Genomic DNA, 14,867 nt, shown 5'->3' with positions numbered 1-14,867 from the left:
TAACTTCAGTTTTTATTCTTGTCTTGCCACTATTACAGTATTGGTGAATGCAAGCTAGCAGCAAAAATACAATATTTGTTTACGTTTTATCTTCCACTATAAAACATGAAACATAATGTACGCCCGTTGAATAAACCAAAAAGAAGCCATGATCCCCATGGTGTATAAAGGCACTTTTTGAAACAACTTATGATGAAATACAGGCACTTTTGCGCACAATTTCAATAGCACGATAAGAAACGATAAGAAGATCAACTGCCCGATCTCAACCCCAATATTAAAACAGGCGAGGGCTAACGGAATGCTGGTTTGGCTCAATCCTACTTCTTTTAATGCGCTGGCAAACCCCAACCCATGTAACAAACCAAAGGAAAACGAAATGAGCCACGGAAACTTTCGGCTTAATGTTGGATGTTGTTTATCATAAGGGCGAGTAAGCTCATAACACAAAAACAAAATACTCAGTGCAATTCCCGTTTCTACTGGGGGTTCTGGAATGTGTACCAGATTAAGCGCAGATAAACTTAACGTAATACTGTGGGCTAAAGTAAAACAGGTAATGGTACTTTAAGAAGGTTTTAAAATTGCGAGTAAATAACAATAATCCCGCCACAAACATTAGGTGATCAATCCCCGTTAATATATGGGTGATGCCTAAGGTGACAAATAGCTTTGTTGTTGTCCAAATCGAGATCTTATCGGTTAAATGAAGGCGGTTATGTCCTTTATACAGCGCAAGTGTACTGACTTGTCCGTCTTTTTGCGTTAACTGCGTAAGTAGCTGACCTGTTTTTAGCCCGTTAAATACAAGAGTCGGTGATGATGCATTCGCTTTAAGTTGCAGCAAATAATCTTGTTCATCCATTCCGAAACCATTGTCACTTCGTTTTGATGACAATAAACGTACCGTACCGCCACTAGGTAAAGTTGGTGTTATATGTGTATGTTCACCTGCAATCACCGGAAGCTTTAATGCCAATTTATATTGTTGATTATCCAACTGTGTGATCAAACCCACCGAGGGTTGATAAGGATGCGCCATTGCCAGAGGTGTCATTATTACCGAAAGCATGACGCCAACGACTGTGCCGACAATTAAGCGCCGTATAAAATAAGAGATGTGCTTATACATTGTTTAATAGTGTCTTTGTGTTAACGGTAAAGTCTGAACCTGCGGGTAATGCTATGTGATATTGCTTAATAACGGCGGCTATTTTGCTATTAACATCATCGCGGGCAAAATCATGTGCTAATTGTTGTTTGGCCTGCTTAAAACTCAGTACGCCTGCTTTCTGATAATCGAGTACCTTTATTGCTATCGCACCAAAAGGAGTATCAATCGGTGTTGACCATTGGTTGGGTGCTAGTGCTGCTAATGCGTCTACTGTTTTTGTACCCAGCTTTGCCAGTAATGCTTGCTTACTCACATCAGTTAAACATTGCTGAGAATCCATAGTCGAAATAGGGTGTTGAACTTCTTGCGGTGTTAAAAAGTGATAGCACAAAGAGTACATATCGGGATGTTTATAACGCGCTTGATGCGTTAAATAGTATTGGTGTAATAAGCTCGTATTAGTTGCGTTGATCTTGGCTAACTGCGACACGTAAGACAGGTAGCGCTGCATCAACATTTCATTTAAGTTCGGATCGCCTTTCTCCAAGCCTAATTTTAAAGCTTGCTGAGATAGCATTTGCTTTAACACCACATGGTTAATGTCTTTGTTTAATTCTTTTTTTGACGGTGGTGAGCCAAAGTAAAGCGTATCGTCTTTTCTTTGTTGAGTAACTTGTGACGGTGTCACTGAAATGGTGTTCACGGAAGCCGATGAATGGTATAGCGAATAGCAAATAAACAACAGAGTTCCAGCGATAAGGAAATGCGAGAAGGGATCTTTAATAACTCTTTTAAGCCAATAGTTGCCTTTTTTTAACATGTTACGAGATCTTTTTAGTTTCTAAAAATTCTCATAAAGCATACATAAGCTAACTGTATGAGTGTTGAATGTTTGTTGATAGAGACAGACCATAAACCCCTTAAGTTCATGGTCTGCTTTTTTCAATATTGCACTTGTAACTAGCTATATAAAGAGAAGGGGCTGCTTAATAACAGATATCATTTATTAAGAACGAGTGAGAAAGATACTGGTACCGTGTTTGAAATAGCAATGCCTCCAACAGTTTCAGCTAATTTAGTTAAGTGAGTTGCTGGAATCAAATAGTTGGAAGCAGAAATAATCACGGGTTTAGCACTTGAAATTGCAATGTTGTCGCCAACTTTAACAATGTTAACTAATGCCTTTACGTTATTTTTTGTTCCAAAGATCTCAACAGAAAAGGGGATGTTTTTTTGTAAAATAGCCTTGTCTGCTTTGAGAATATCTATATCCACTTTTCCTTTAACTTGTATTTGTGGAAAGGATTTTGAATCAAAGAAAAGTGTGTTTAAACGCTCATTTCGAATAGGAATACCTGTATTTAGCTCTCTTAATGGCAAGTTAAAAATGAAATCCCCATTTTTATCTATGTGTCCAGTAACTTTATTAATTACGGCAGGCTCTACAACATATTGTAATTTTATAGAAGCAAAGCTGACGGTTGATAGCGATTCATCAACATTAAATAAACTGGATGAGTAAGCTGATGAAGAAAAAGCAAACAATGATATTAAGAGACAGAGCGCTTTCATGTTTAATCCTTATTTAACATGTTTAAAGCGTATTTATCACACAAAAATTTAACATACTCCAATAAGAAAAAATTATATAAACAAGACATTTTTATTCGATAACAGAGCAGTAAAAGCAGAATATTTGTTGACTCAAGATTTATGAAAGCCTGTTCTCAGTGGCATGAATGTACTAATAACTAAGATTAATATCAATAGAGTAGGTGGCTGATAATAACAATGTTATCGTTATCAATTTGTTTAAGACGATCACTTGCTAGCCTTGCTTGCAAATATGGTGTTAGCAGAGTTATGGAGACACTCATGGTCAATTGGCCCTGTATATTAAAACTAGATGGTGATGACGAGCTGATTTATCTCGACTCAGAGCAGCAATTATTGAGCGAGTGTGAGGATCTGATCTTTAGTCAAGATGATTATGTGATTGATAGTCAGGGTTTTAGTTATTCAATTAGCATCAACAACACGAGTGCCGAGCTGATCAACAACAACACACAATTGACAGTGGAAGAAGTGACAGCACTCATTCAAGCCCATGAGTTTAGTTTTGCCGAAGTGTGTTTAATCAAGATCCAATTTGTATCAGTATCTGATGCTATTCATGCCCTTAAACCGAGCGATTAATCGTTGGGTGTCGCTATCAAGAGTAGGATAAATATAAAAATGGTTCAGTGCTCACCACACTGAACCATATCATTGATATTCAAAGCCTTATTACGTTACTTCAGGTTTGCTAGAATCGTTTCCGCTTTGCTTGCTTCAAATTGCTTTGGCTGTTCAACGTTTAGCTGAGTCACCACGCCATTATCAACAACCATTGCATAACGTTGAGAACGAATACCACCGAAGTTCTCGGTATCCATCTCAAGCCCTAACGCTTTAGTAAAGCTAGCATCACCATCGCCCAACATCATAATTTCAGATGCGTTTTGCGCCTCGCCCCAAGCCTGCATGACAAAGGCATCGTTAACAGCAACACACGCAATAATGTCGACCCCCGTTGCTTTAATCTCATCAGCTAGCACCACATAACCCGGTAAATGGGCTTCAGAGCAAGTAGGAGTAAATGCCCCTGGTACAGCAAACAGCACAACACGTTTGTTGGCAAAAAGCTCTGCGGTATCGTGTTTCACCATGCCGTCATGTGTGAGTTCACTTAGCACTGCGGCTGGTAATGTTTGGCCTTTCTCGATCATCGTTTACTTTCCTTGTTGTATTAGTTTGAAACAGTGTAGCGAGGAATTTATCTCACGGCTAATTTTGCTGGTGGAATAGGAGAGTTAAATGAGGATTGTGAGATACACGGATGATGTTTAATAAACTAGGCATGTTCGTTATTGATGAAGCAAATGCCATGAGTTCATAAAAGAATGAATTAAAGCTACCACTTTAAGGAAAGTCGGTGGCTTTTTGTGAAAGTCGTTTGCCCGTAACACTTTCAAGCTCGAAAGTGCCCCTTTATGAGTTAGATCAAACACTCATTCATATCGTATTAACGTGATTTTGGATTGGTTTTATTTGCTGTATATATCAATAGTTATAATGAAACGTGGTGATTTTATAGCTTTACCTCTGTTTTTAATAAGAAATATTTCTTGTTAAAAACAGAGGTAAAGCTATAACTAATTGATAGTTAAATAATTTAATATTTCAGTTTGTATTTAAGAAACCTGATTAAATACATTTCTTACTTTTAACATTTTCTTTCAAATCTGTAGGTGTAAGAAAGTGCTAGCAAGCTCATAATATGAACGATTATATTGAGTATAATATCTCTGTTATTGTTAATACTTTTACAAGTTTACGTAATGCGTAGAACAATTCATAACAAATAAATCAATGTTATATGCTCAGGACTTTTAATGACACTTTTAGCTAATACCCCAAAGCCACCTTATTATGCTGTTATTTTTACTTCAGTTCGCACTGCGGACGATAATGGCTATGGAGAAACTTCAAATAGGATGATTGAGCTTGCTGAACAGCAACCAGGGTATTTAGGTGCAGAATCAGCAAGAGAAGATGTAGGTATTACAGTTTCTTACTGGGCTGATTTGGAGTCTATTAAAAACTGGAAAGCTAATACTGAGCATCAAGAGGCTCAAAAAACCTATCGTAAATTATGGTATGAGTCATTTAAGGTTCGTATTTCAAAAGTAGAACGAGACTATGGTTTCTAACAAGGTTTTGATGAATGGACAAAAAACAGTTGGCTTTTGTTTACTATGTTCATTATTTTTGACGATTAAAGCGGTGTTACTCTTAATACCTACTAGCCTAAATAGAGCAAACTGCCTAAATAGTTTCTGTCCATGTTCGTTTGAGTCGTTCAGACTGAAACATTACTGCCCCTTTATGCGTTAGACCTTTTACTCATTCATATCGTATTAACGCGATTTTGGATTAGTTATATTGACTGCATATATAAACAGTTTAATGATCCGTGGTGATTTTATTGCGTGAGTTCTGTTTTTAATAAGAAATATTTTTTGTTAAAAACAGAGGTAAACTTATAACTAATTGATAGTTAAATGATTTAATGTTTCAGTTTGTATTTAATAAGACTGATTAAATCCATTTCTTACTTTCCACGTTCCCAATAAACACTTTGAAACAAATTAATACAATCAATCTCATTATCCTTATGAATTAAATTGATTATTATTGTATGGCTTTGTAGGCATTTCTTGGCGTGAAAGTAAGAGTGCCAATTAATATTCAGTTTTATTTTTCAATATTTGAGGTAACGATGAAAATAAGCGAAATACAAATATCAAATTGGCGTTCGATCAAAGATGTTAGTATTAACTTTCAAGACTTGATGATTCTCATTGGTCAAAATAATCACGGCAAGTCAAATGTTTTAAATGCAATCCTATTCTTTTTTGGTGAGATAAAGTTTCAAGATTTGGACTTCAATGATGGTTCAGATGAACTTTATGTGGAAGTGACTTTTGATGACTTGGTTGAAAGCGAATTATCTACTTTTGCGAAGTATGTAACGGCAGACAAAAAAATTAAAGTTAGAAGAACAGCAACTAAAGGTGGTTCATTAACCTATCAAGGTTACACTCAATCACCAGTCTTTGAGTGGTTAAAGGAAGAAAATGCTTCTTCATATACGACGCGCAGCGTTGCTGAAGGACTAGAGTTTTATGATTTACTCCCTCCAAGTGGAAGAATTACTAAAGCTAATATACAAGACGCTCAAGCACAGTACATAGAAGCAAATCAGGCTGATTTAGAGTTTAACTATGCATTAGAAACAACGAATTTTATGGGTGCTAAGAATGTAGCTAAAGGGATATTTGGTGATGTTTTCTATATACCTGCCGTAAAAGTTGCATCGGATGATTACTCCAACAATAGTAGTAGTCTCTTTAGCAAATTATACGGTAGGATTATTTCTGATATTTCAGCTAATAGTGCGGGGTGGGCTGAGGCTAAAGAAACTGTTGCTTCATTGTTTAGCTTATTAAACAAACAGGATCCCGAGGGTAACCCAAACACTCAGAGACCAATACAGTTAGGAGAATTTGAAGCCAAGTTAAATGAACAATTAACTAGTTGGGGATCTGAAGTTGAACTAGAAGTATTGCCACCAAACGTAGAAGATGTTTTCAAAACAAACACTCAAGTCTGGGTTAATGATGGTTGTAAAACGGATGTTTCCAGAAAGGGTAATGGTTTACAGAGAGCTTTGAGTTTTGCACTAATTAAGACTTTAGCCGATATCTTGAGGAATGAACAAGAGAATAGTGAAACAGCTGGGCGCTCTTCTTCACAGTCGATGTTCTTTGTTCTTGAAGAACCAGAACTCTACTTACATCCACAGGCTCAGAGAGCGCTGTTAGAATCATTAACGTTATTGTCTAATTCAACAGGAGTGCAAGTTGTTCTTTGTACACACTCTGCTTCGTTAATAGATTTAAGCAAATACGAATCGATTTGCATTATTCGTAAAGAAAGCGTGGAGGTTGGCACTAAGGCGTGCCAATGTGAAGAGGAGTTATTCATTGGTAATGGTAAAAAAGATTTTAATCTTAGTTATTGGATAAACCCTGATCGTAGTGAGTTGTTTTTTGCAAAGAAAGTCATACTTGCTGAAGGTGCAACTGAAAAGACGGTAATTCCATTTATTGCTCAAAGTTTAGGTTGTTTTAAACATGATTACTCGGTTATTGATTGCGGCTCCAAGAACAACATTCCAATGTACTGTAACTTATTAAATAAGTTTAAAATTCCGTATGTTGCTGTCTATGACATTGACCATCAGGCACATAAAGATGCTAATGCAAGAGCAACGTCAGATACAGCTTCTCAAGCAATAGAAGATGCAATTGATGTTACTTATGGTTCGTCAGTAACATTTGTAAATGACATTGAAGAGGAGCTAGGTATGCCTAGAGGTTTTGGTGGTAAGCCTTATGCTGCACTAGAGCATATATCAGCAGAAATATATTCACTTCCAGATCAAATTAGAAATAAGGTCCTTAATATATATGAATAAAAATATGTCAAATAGGAATGTACCTTGCACAGCTAATATTTGTCAGAAGTCTTAAACAAGTCCAAGTCACCTTATATAAGTAAATATCATGAATGATGATATCGAAAAGAAGGCGAGCGTTATTCTTATTTTTCCTAATATCGATCTACTTAATTAATTTTTGCTCAAATACTCTACGAGCTAATCATTTCCCATACAAAAATACCGACCCAAAAGGTCGGTATTTTTTATTGGTATCTATCTACTGACCAGCACAGTCTAGCGATAGTTTGCCATCATCACTGCGAGTTAGGGTGATAGTAGTGCTCGCTTTTGATGCACCTTTTGGTAGGTAAACCGCACATTTCTCAAAGCTTGGTACAACCGACTTACTGATAGTTTTTAAAGGCTCTTTTTGGGTAGTAACGTTTTCACCTGAATACACTGTGATGCTGTCTACTTGTGCCAGCATTTGCTCTGAATGTTTTGCAGCAGGTGCTGCGTTAGCGAAAACAGAAACCGAACCTAGTGCTAATAGCAGTAAAACTTTTTTCATTTTTATACCTCTAATGATTTGTCTGTCTGTGTTGCGATTCGGTTGCCACTATAACGATGTATTTTAAATAAAGAAATAAATAATTATTGAAAAACGATAATTATTTGTCGATTTATTTGTTTTCTTGTTGTGTTTCATTAATAATTATTTGATTATTAACGCCTTTATTTGATATCCGTTTTTTTACTGTTTTTATTGCTACAGGTGATGGTTAGCGGTTGTTTTGTATAAAAAACAACCATATCTGTGGTTTTGGCAGATGATTTATGCTCTGTCAGTGTATAAAGAGGGACTATAAATGGTTAGAACTCTAGTAATTTTGTTAAGTGTTTTATAAATTAGCGGATAGGGATGTGCTTTTATTTAATGCTTAACAGGGATCTGTTGTTGTTATGTCTACCTTTCTTGCTGGCTTTTCTCTTGGTCTGTCTTTAATTTTCGCTATCGGCTCTCAAAATGCGTTTGTACTAAAGCAAGGGCTGAAGAATCAATATGTCTTTATCATTTGCTTGGTGTGCGCGCTGTCGGATGCGATTTTTATTAGCTTCGGTGTTGCGGGCTTTGGGGTAATTGTGAATAAGTACCCTGAGGTTGAAACCATTGCGCGTTATGGCGGTGCGATATTCTTAACTGTTTATGGTTTGTTGAGTTTTAAATCTGCATTTACGAAGGATCATGCGCTGGTGGCAGGAGAGCAATCATCAGGCTCGTTAATCAAAGCGGTGCTGACGTGTTTAGCGTTTACGTGGCTCAATCCCCATGTGTATTTAGATACGGTAGTGCTACTTGGCTCTATTTCTACCCAATATCAACCCCATGAGTTTTACTTCGGCTTAGGGGCGGTAACAGCTTCGTTCGTGTTCTTCTTTTCACTTGGTTATGGGGCTCGTTTTCTTGCACCATTATTTAAACGCCCAAATGCGTGGAAGGTGTTGGAATTTGCAGTGGGGATCATCATGCTTTCTATTGCGTTGAGCTTAGTGATGATGGCGTAAGTTGTGAGGATGTTTTGCTGGCTTCATTATTGTTATTAATATGAAGCCATTGTTTTTTGTGAGTTTTGGTTTTAGTGAACCACAGATTTAGAAAACGCTTGAATGACAATGATCCCTGCGGCGATCAGTGCCAGCCCCATGAGTGCTGGTAGGTCGAGCTTTTGTTGATACACAAAATAAGAAAGTAGGGATACCAGAAAGATACCGCTTCCTGCCCATATCGCATAAGCAATACCAATGTTCATAGTTTTGACGACTTGTGATAAGCCATAAAAAGCAATCGCATAACCGATAACCACGGCAATACTTGGTACAAGGCGAGTGAAACCTTCTGATGCTTTCATCATTGTTGTGGCTACGGTTTCGGCGATGATAGAAATTAATAAAATCACATATACATTATTCATTTCTGTTACTCGTTTAGTGGCGAATAATCGCCGATTTAAGGTGTCGTAATGGTAATTTTTGCAAGAGGTTGCATTGATACCAAGGTACGGTGACTGGATGAACAATGGTCTGTAGCGTTCGGCTATAGTCCATTGTTAAACCTGGTGTCCAAGCCATCATGATGGCTCTGTGACGAATTTGCGCAGCAAGCCATAGCTCAGGTTTTATCATCAGCTTTATTAGCGTCAACATGCTTGGATTATTGTCATGCAATACGCTATCTAACGCTGCTTCTAGTGCGTATGCGGTATTGCTTGAACAGTTATTCGAGGTCAAATTGTAAATAGGCTTACTGCTATTTTGCTGCCAAAACTGCTCTAATGTATGTCGGTTATATTTGTTAAATTGGATCTGAATATTAGATTCACACCATTCAGCGACTTCTGATTGGTAATCTGGCAAATAACGTCCAGCGACATTATTTTCAGGGATCGCTTTTAAGGTGTTTATAAATTCAGAGGGCGAACGTTCGATCTCATCTTTTGGGTATAAGCTGATATACAGATCTTTACCTACCTCTACAGCGGCATGTCCTGTTGAAATAACCCCAGTGATATCGGTTGCAGCGATATAACGATTAATGATCGGTCTTGGAATATATGGGTTTTCTGCTGAGCCTTCTGGCGTCCATATATGTATTGTAAGTGGTAAATCATGATGAGTACGCTGTGAACCAGCAAGTATATTTAAGCTGTTTACGTTAGTGTTGTTATTTAATAGAGGATAAATAGCACTGTTATTTTTTGAAAAATAAACCCTGAACAGAAAATAGACACTTCTTACGCTCCCAGTGATCATAATAAAACCAAGAACGTATGAGATCACATGGTCATTATTCATAAGCAGGAAAAGGGAGTATCCAATCTGAACGAAGCCCCACAAAATAGCCTTTTTCCAATGACTAAAGCGCACAACAACAGCTGATGAAATATTAAAAACTCCCACAGCAAAGTAAACAAGCCCAAATGCTAGTGAGAGTAAGATATTACTCGATTTCACATTTATTAATGCCACAATGGCACCGCATAGAAAAATAGCACCTTTAACTAAGATAATGTTTCGTTGAAACCCAAATACTGTCGGGGTGATCATTAATGTCGTTATGCTTTCAAGTAAGATGAAATAGCAAAAACCATCAAAGATGACGCCGTCAATTCCATCAATAAAAATAGCCATACCGATACCCCCCCATATAAGGGAGAGTGGTAATAAATAAGGTAGTGTTCTTTTTACGAAACTAGAGCCTAGAAGAAGTAGTGCTATTTGTAACATTAAAAACCGTTTTACTTGTTAATACGATGATATAAGCGATGAAAATAATAAAGTTATATACGCTATTAATTATTGCTGTTTGATAATTTTGCCGAATGCTAACGTGCAGAAAATAGTGATTCAAGTTGTAGTTATGTTGTTTTATTTCTGTATTGCTTTGGTTCAGGTATGTAGCGTTTTGTTGCGATTTGCGAGGATTTATATTTAATTATTACAGTTAATATTTAAATAATCGTGAGTGATTGATTGGATTTATAAGACGCTCAGTACAATGGCTGCTGTTTAACGTTTTCATGTGTTGTTATGTAAAAATAATGGCGCTGAAAGTTTACTGTGTTGTTACTCTCAATACTTTGTGAAATCAGGTATTTGATGGAATGAGAAGGGCTTGAAATAGCGGTTGTTTAAGCTTTGAACAAGGCTAGGGAGCAAACGCAAAAAAATGGTATTTGTACTATTATAACACTTGCTATAAATCTCTATCTTGGTGTAATTTCTCTCAACTATTTTTTTTTGGAATTTTGATCATGCCAAAGGCTAGTGAAATTAAAAAATTTGCTGCTGTTGAAATTAACGGTAAAGTAGGTCTTGTTAAAGAAATCAGTAAGCTAACGCCTAGTGGTCGTGCTGGCGCAAGTCTTTACAGAATGCGTATTTACGATGTAGCAACAGGTACTAAGTCTGATGTTAGCTTCAAAGCTGACGAGAACGTTAACCTAGCTGATTTCCGTCGTACTAAAGCGTCTTTCTCTTACATCGATGGCGAAGAATACGTATTTATGGATGATGAAGATTACACTCCATACGTATTCAACAAAGAAGCAATCGCTGAAGAGCTTCTATTCATCACTGAAGATACTAAAGGTATCGAAGTTCTTACTGTTGATGGCGCGCCAGTTGCAATCGAACTTCCAGCGACAGTTGAACTAACTATCGTTGAAACAGATCCATCAATCAAAGGTGCTTCTGCAAGTGCTCGTACTAAGCCAGCAACACTAACAACTGGTCTAGTAGTTCAAGTTCCAGAATACATCGCGAACGGTGAAAAGATTAAAGTTAACACGGCTGAACAAAAGTTCATGAGCCGCGCTGACAAGTAATAGATTTCTTTTAATCTATTCTGCGTAAAACCAGCCTTTACATTGTGGTTACGAAAGTAGCGGCAAGTCGGCTGGTTTTTTAATGGATAAAATTTGAAAGGGAAGTGTGAGTATATGACGTATCACATTCGTAAAGCTGAGAAAGCTGATGTTACTGCTGCTTATTTATTAGAGCGTGAGTTGTTTGGTGAACATAGCTATCCTGATTTTTTCTTCAGACAAGCGTATGACTGTTGGTCAAATGGCTTTTTAGTTGCCGTAACGCAATCCCAAGAAGTCGTCGGTTATGTGCTGGCTAGCCCAAGCTTTACTGCTGCGAATGAGGATGTTCGTGAAGCGTGGATTTTAGGTGTTGCGGTTGATACTAAGATGCAAGGTCAGGGTGTTGGCAAGGCGCTGTTAAAAGAGGCTTTAGCACAGTTAGCGGATTACAATTGTATTTGGTTAACGGTTCATCCTGATAACAAAGCATTAAAGCTGTATGAGTCATTAGGATTTGTAGTGGTTGGGCAGGAAGATAACTATTTTGGTTGTGGCTCACCACGTTTGAAGATGCGTTTAAGCCGTTAATGTAGCCGTTCGCATTGGTATGATCTGATTTGCTGCCTGTTGTTAGTGATATGACAGGCAATAAAAAAGGGTACCTTTAGATACCCTTACTTCTTCAACTGTTCGTTGTAGAATTAGATAGATTCTACGTTAGCAGCTTGAGGACCTTTTTGGCCTTGCTCAACGTCGAAAGAAACCTTTTGACCTTCTTTCAGAGATTTGAAGCCTTCACCAGTGATAGCGCGGAAGTGTACGAATACGTCAGCACCGCCGTTATCTTGAGTGATGAAACCAAAACCTTTCTCATCGTTGAACCACTTAACGATACCAGTTGCTTTAGACATGCGATGTCTCCTGAAAATAATTTAAATGTGTTACTTATGTACAAAAGAATATTGAAGCGCTTCAGGACAACTGTGTACGTTAGAACAGTGTATCGAAGTTTTTCCTTTCACTTTGTTGCATAAATAGGCCTGCTCTGCAGGACGCTGATATTAAGCCATTTTCCCTTTTAAAGAGCAAGTAAGTTACTTGTCTATAAATAGATAATGTGAGCCGTATTACAAAAAAACAGCGAATAATCAATATGAAATCTGTTTTCTATAAATTTAACGGCTTTGCTTAACACTATAATTGCTTATCTGTTTATATTATCAATCTATATAAATGCGTTTTAACCTTGCACTTTTATTGAAAATTGAGGCTTTGGTAGAATTTTGTGGTAACAAAAGAGGCGATTGGGGAGGTTTTATAAGCAACAAAAAGGGCCTTTACGACCCTTTATTAAAATGATGTTGGTTCACGCTAAGCGTAATAAAGTATTTAATTATACTTTTTCAACATTTGCTGCTTGAAGTCCTTTTGGACCTTGCTCTGTTTCAAATGAAACTTTCTGACCTTCAGCAAGGGTCTTGAAGCCATCACCAGTAATCGCACGGAAGTGTACAAATACGTCAGCACCGCCGTTATCCTGAGTGATAAAACCAAAACCTTTCTCTTCGTTAAACCACTTAACGGTACCTGTTGTTTTTGACATGTTTTCTCCTGAATCAACTTTTACATCAAACATTGTGTTGCCAATATCGAGTTACGACGCTATTTGAGCTTGAACACTTCGATGAAGCTATCCTTCTTCAGATTGCATTGTTGTAAGCGAGTACTGGTCTAATTCAAGAGTAGGCGTTGCTATGCTAATTGCAAATATATTAAGGCTTTTTTTGTGGTTAATTTCACAGAAGATGCTGCTTTATTATTGTCGGTTACATATGTTGTTTAATTGTCATATTTATCAGTAAAAATAAGTCTGTTTATTGAAAAATATCAAGAAATAGGTGAGTGATTCGTGCGATATTTAAGCGAGAAACACGGGGAGGTGTTCATAGAATCATCATTGAGCATTTAATCATGAGTATTGCTTGAGTTTTCGAATGACTTTCTGATATAACGATTTCAGCAATAAACTGAGACTCGACGGTTATGTACTAGGAAGTGCATTATTCCTAATCCCTTGCATTAAATCAGTTTCACAAGGTTTTATTTTTCAGACTAAGGACAACAAATGAACAACATCCTTGAACTCGTTCGTCAAACACGTCGTAAAAACAAACTAAAACGCGAAATCCTAGACAACGATCGTAAAATCCGTGACAACCGTAAGCGTGTAGAATTGCTAGAAAACTTGATGGATTACATCAAAGCTGACATGAGCCACGACCAAATCGTTGAAATCGTTGAAAATATGAAAGGCGATTACGAAGATCGTGTTGATGATCACATCATCATCAGTGCTGAGCTTTCTAAAGAGCGCCGTGAAGTAAGCAAAGCGGTTAAAGAGCTTAAGAAAGCAGAAATCGTTGCACACAAACACTAATCATTGTTTATCTTTGATTAATAGAAAACCGAGCATGATGCTCGGTTTTTTTATGTCTGTTTTAACCAAATTGACCGTTTGTAGGGCGCGGTTAATTGTTATTGAGTGTAGGGCAGATAGCCTGTAAAACCGCAGATTTTCCAACCTTCAATGGTGCGTTTTAGGTAATACAAAGTTTGCCAAAGCAGTACTTCATTTTCGTTGTCGCGGCGTTTAATCGCACCGTTAAACTGCTTGCGTGCTAAGGCTCTGTCGCCATCAATGGTGATTTCATTAAGCGTGGTAGCACGATGTATCGCCTCCTCTAAACACTCAGCATATTCGGTTTGTTGTGAATGCAGAGCTTGTCGCAGCCATTCGTCTCGATAAAGTTCAAGTGATGGGAATGACAATGTCCAACGGCTTGGATCTGGATTTTTATTAGCGTTGATGGCAAAGAATTCAGACGTTACGAAGTCATTTTCTACTTTGGACCAGTCGGCATGACAATAAGCGTTGATATCACGACTTACTAGCATGTCCCATATTTCACAACGATCGGCGTCCTGTTCGTTGTACGGGTTCTGTTTCATTTACTGCTCCTTAAATAATGACGATTTTAATAATAGTTATTGATGGTATCTCTGTGTTTTTATTATCAAAGATAAGAAACAGAAGATTGAAAAGTCACGGATTTTAAAGATGAGAGATCAAGCAGTAAAAAAACGCTTTAAGGTTTCAGAAATGTTACCTTGATACCGTAATTAGAAAGGTGTTAAACGAGGCAAAAAATAGCCCGAAACGACTCCTGTCTCGGGCCTAGGGGAATGGCTCTCGTAAGAGCCTTGCGCTAACTGGTTAGTAAATGGAGTTTGATTACACTTTCAATGTTAGTTGAATAATGGTCTTTTTCCAGTTTGGCAG

Annotated in this window: 18 protein-coding genes; 7 read left to right on the top strand and 11 right to left on the bottom strand. The window is 37.4% G+C overall.

Going from position 1 to position 14,867, the window contains the following annotated elements; translation table 11 throughout:
- Positions 1-96: 96 nt before the first annotated feature.
- From Q7674_RS14975 to Q7674_RS14960, 4 genes are all read right to left on the bottom strand, one after another.
- The gene (locus Q7674_RS14975; RefSeq protein WP_305424141.1) at positions 97-507 is read right to left on the bottom strand and encodes a HupE/UreJ family protein; all 411 of its coding nucleotides are present in this window, start codon (positions 505-507) and stop codon (positions 97-99) included.
- Position 508: 1 nt separating this feature from the next.
- Positions 509-1,072 (bottom strand): HupE/UreJ family protein, encoded by a 564-nt coding sequence (locus tag Q7674_RS14970; RefSeq protein WP_305422691.1) that lies wholly within the window; start codon positions 1,070-1,072, stop codon positions 509-511.
- Positions 1,073-1,124: 52 nt separating this feature from the next.
- Positions 1,125-1,934, bottom strand: coding sequence for a peptidylprolyl isomerase (locus Q7674_RS14965; RefSeq protein WP_305422690.1), 810 nt, complete (start codon positions 1,932-1,934; stop codon positions 1,125-1,127).
- A 179-nt stretch (positions 1,935-2,113) separates the two neighbouring features.
- Positions 2,114-2,686 carry a YceI family protein gene (locus Q7674_RS14960; protein ID WP_045062805.1) on the bottom strand — a complete coding sequence of 191 codons (573 nt, stop codon included), beginning with the start codon at positions 2,684-2,686 and terminating at the stop codon, positions 2,114-2,116.
- A 303-nt stretch (positions 2,687-2,989) separates the two neighbouring features.
- On the opposite strand from Q7674_RS14960, the gene Q7674_RS14955 reads away from it, so the two are divergent.
- A complete protein-coding gene (locus tag Q7674_RS14955; RefSeq protein ID WP_045062807.1) occupies positions 2,990-3,310 on the top strand; it encodes a DUF4144 domain-containing protein in 321 nt (106 codons plus the stop codon).
- A 95-nt stretch (positions 3,311-3,405) separates the two neighbouring features.
- Here Q7674_RS14955 and Q7674_RS14950 read toward each other — a convergent pair whose 3' ends face one another.
- A complete protein-coding gene (locus Q7674_RS14950; RefSeq protein WP_045062809.1) occupies positions 3,406-3,882 on the bottom strand; it encodes a peroxiredoxin in 477 nt (158 codons plus the stop codon).
- Positions 3,883-4,548: 666 nt separating this feature from the next.
- Between Q7674_RS14950 and Q7674_RS14945 the strand changes: the two genes are divergently transcribed.
- Positions 4,549-4,866 (top strand): antibiotic biosynthesis monooxygenase family protein, encoded by a 318-nt coding sequence (locus Q7674_RS14945; protein ID WP_305422689.1) that lies wholly within the window; start codon positions 4,549-4,551, stop codon positions 4,864-4,866.
- Positions 4,867-5,378: 512 nt separating this feature from the next.
- Positions 5,379-7,196: an ATP-dependent nuclease gene (locus Q7674_RS14940; RefSeq protein WP_052679859.1), complete on the top strand. Its 1,818-nt coding sequence runs from the start codon at positions 5,379-5,381 to the stop codon at positions 7,194-7,196.
- 241 nt (positions 7,197-7,437) lie between these two features.
- Here the strand turns inward: Q7674_RS14940 and Q7674_RS14935 are convergent, their stop codons facing one another.
- Entirely contained in the window at positions 7,438-7,731 is a 294-nt protein-coding gene (locus Q7674_RS14935; protein ID WP_008987095.1) for a hypothetical protein, read from the bottom strand.
- A gap of 392 nt (positions 7,732-8,123) precedes the next feature.
- Here Q7674_RS14935 and Q7674_RS14930 point away from each other — a divergent pair, with 392 nt between their 5' ends.
- The gene (locus Q7674_RS14930; protein WP_045062813.1) at positions 8,124-8,726 is read left to right on the top strand and encodes a LysE/ArgO family amino acid transporter; all 603 of its coding nucleotides are present in this window, start codon (positions 8,124-8,126) and stop codon (positions 8,724-8,726) included.
- 71 nt (positions 8,727-8,797) lie between these two features.
- Here Q7674_RS14930 and Q7674_RS14925 read toward each other — a convergent pair whose 3' ends face one another.
- Entirely contained in the window at positions 8,798-9,133 is a 336-nt protein-coding gene (locus Q7674_RS14925) for an SMR family transporter (RefSeq protein ID WP_045062815.1), read from the bottom strand.
- 13 nt (positions 9,134-9,146) lie between these two features.
- The gene (locus tag Q7674_RS14920; protein WP_237156725.1) at positions 9,147-10,349 is read right to left on the bottom strand and encodes a hypothetical protein; all 1,203 of its coding nucleotides are present in this window, start codon (positions 10,347-10,349) and stop codon (positions 9,147-9,149) included.
- Between the two features lie 623 nt (positions 10,350-10,972).
- Here Q7674_RS14920 and efpL point away from each other — a divergent pair.
- A complete protein-coding gene (gene efpL, locus Q7674_RS14915; RefSeq protein ID WP_045062819.1) occupies positions 10,973-11,545 on the top strand; it encodes an elongation factor P-like protein EfpL in 573 nt (190 codons plus the stop codon).
- 114 nt (positions 11,546-11,659) lie between these two features.
- Positions 11,660-12,115 carry a GNAT family N-acetyltransferase gene (locus Q7674_RS14910; RefSeq protein WP_045062820.1) on the top strand — a complete coding sequence of 152 codons (456 nt, stop codon included), beginning with the start codon at positions 11,660-11,662 and terminating at the stop codon, positions 12,113-12,115.
- 113 nt (positions 12,116-12,228) lie between these two features.
- On the opposite strand, the gene cspE (Q7674_RS14905) is transcribed toward Q7674_RS14910, so the two are convergent.
- Complete coding sequence (cspE, locus tag Q7674_RS14905) at positions 12,229-12,438, bottom strand: transcription antiterminator/RNA stability regulator CspE (protein ID WP_045062822.1); 210 nt, start codon at positions 12,436-12,438, stop codon at positions 12,229-12,231.
- 482 nt (positions 12,439-12,920) lie between these two features.
- Positions 12,921-13,130 carry a transcription antiterminator/RNA stability regulator CspE gene (cspE, locus tag Q7674_RS14900; RefSeq protein WP_045062958.1) on the bottom strand — a complete coding sequence of 70 codons (210 nt, stop codon included), beginning with the start codon at positions 13,128-13,130 and terminating at the stop codon, positions 12,921-12,923.
- Positions 13,131-13,652: 522 nt separating this feature from the next.
- Here cspE (Q7674_RS14900) and Q7674_RS14895 point away from each other — a divergent pair.
- Positions 13,653-13,964 carry a DUF496 family protein gene (locus tag Q7674_RS14895; RefSeq protein WP_008987087.1) on the top strand — a complete coding sequence of 104 codons (312 nt, stop codon included), beginning with the start codon at positions 13,653-13,655 and terminating at the stop codon, positions 13,962-13,964.
- A 98-nt stretch (positions 13,965-14,062) separates the two neighbouring features.
- Here Q7674_RS14895 and Q7674_RS14890 read toward each other — a convergent pair whose 3' ends face one another.
- Positions 14,063-14,536, bottom strand: coding sequence for a hypothetical protein (locus tag Q7674_RS14890; RefSeq protein ID WP_045062825.1), 474 nt, complete (start codon positions 14,534-14,536; stop codon positions 14,063-14,065).
- Positions 14,537-14,867 lie beyond the last annotated feature (331 nt).

Source organism: Photobacterium leiognathi, assembly GCF_030685535.1.
Lineage (GTDB): Bacteria > Pseudomonadota > Gammaproteobacteria > Enterobacterales > Vibrionaceae > Photobacterium > Photobacterium leiognathi.
The sequence above is the reverse complement of the archived record's forward strand: the minus strand, read 5'-3'. Positions and strand labels throughout refer to the sequence as shown.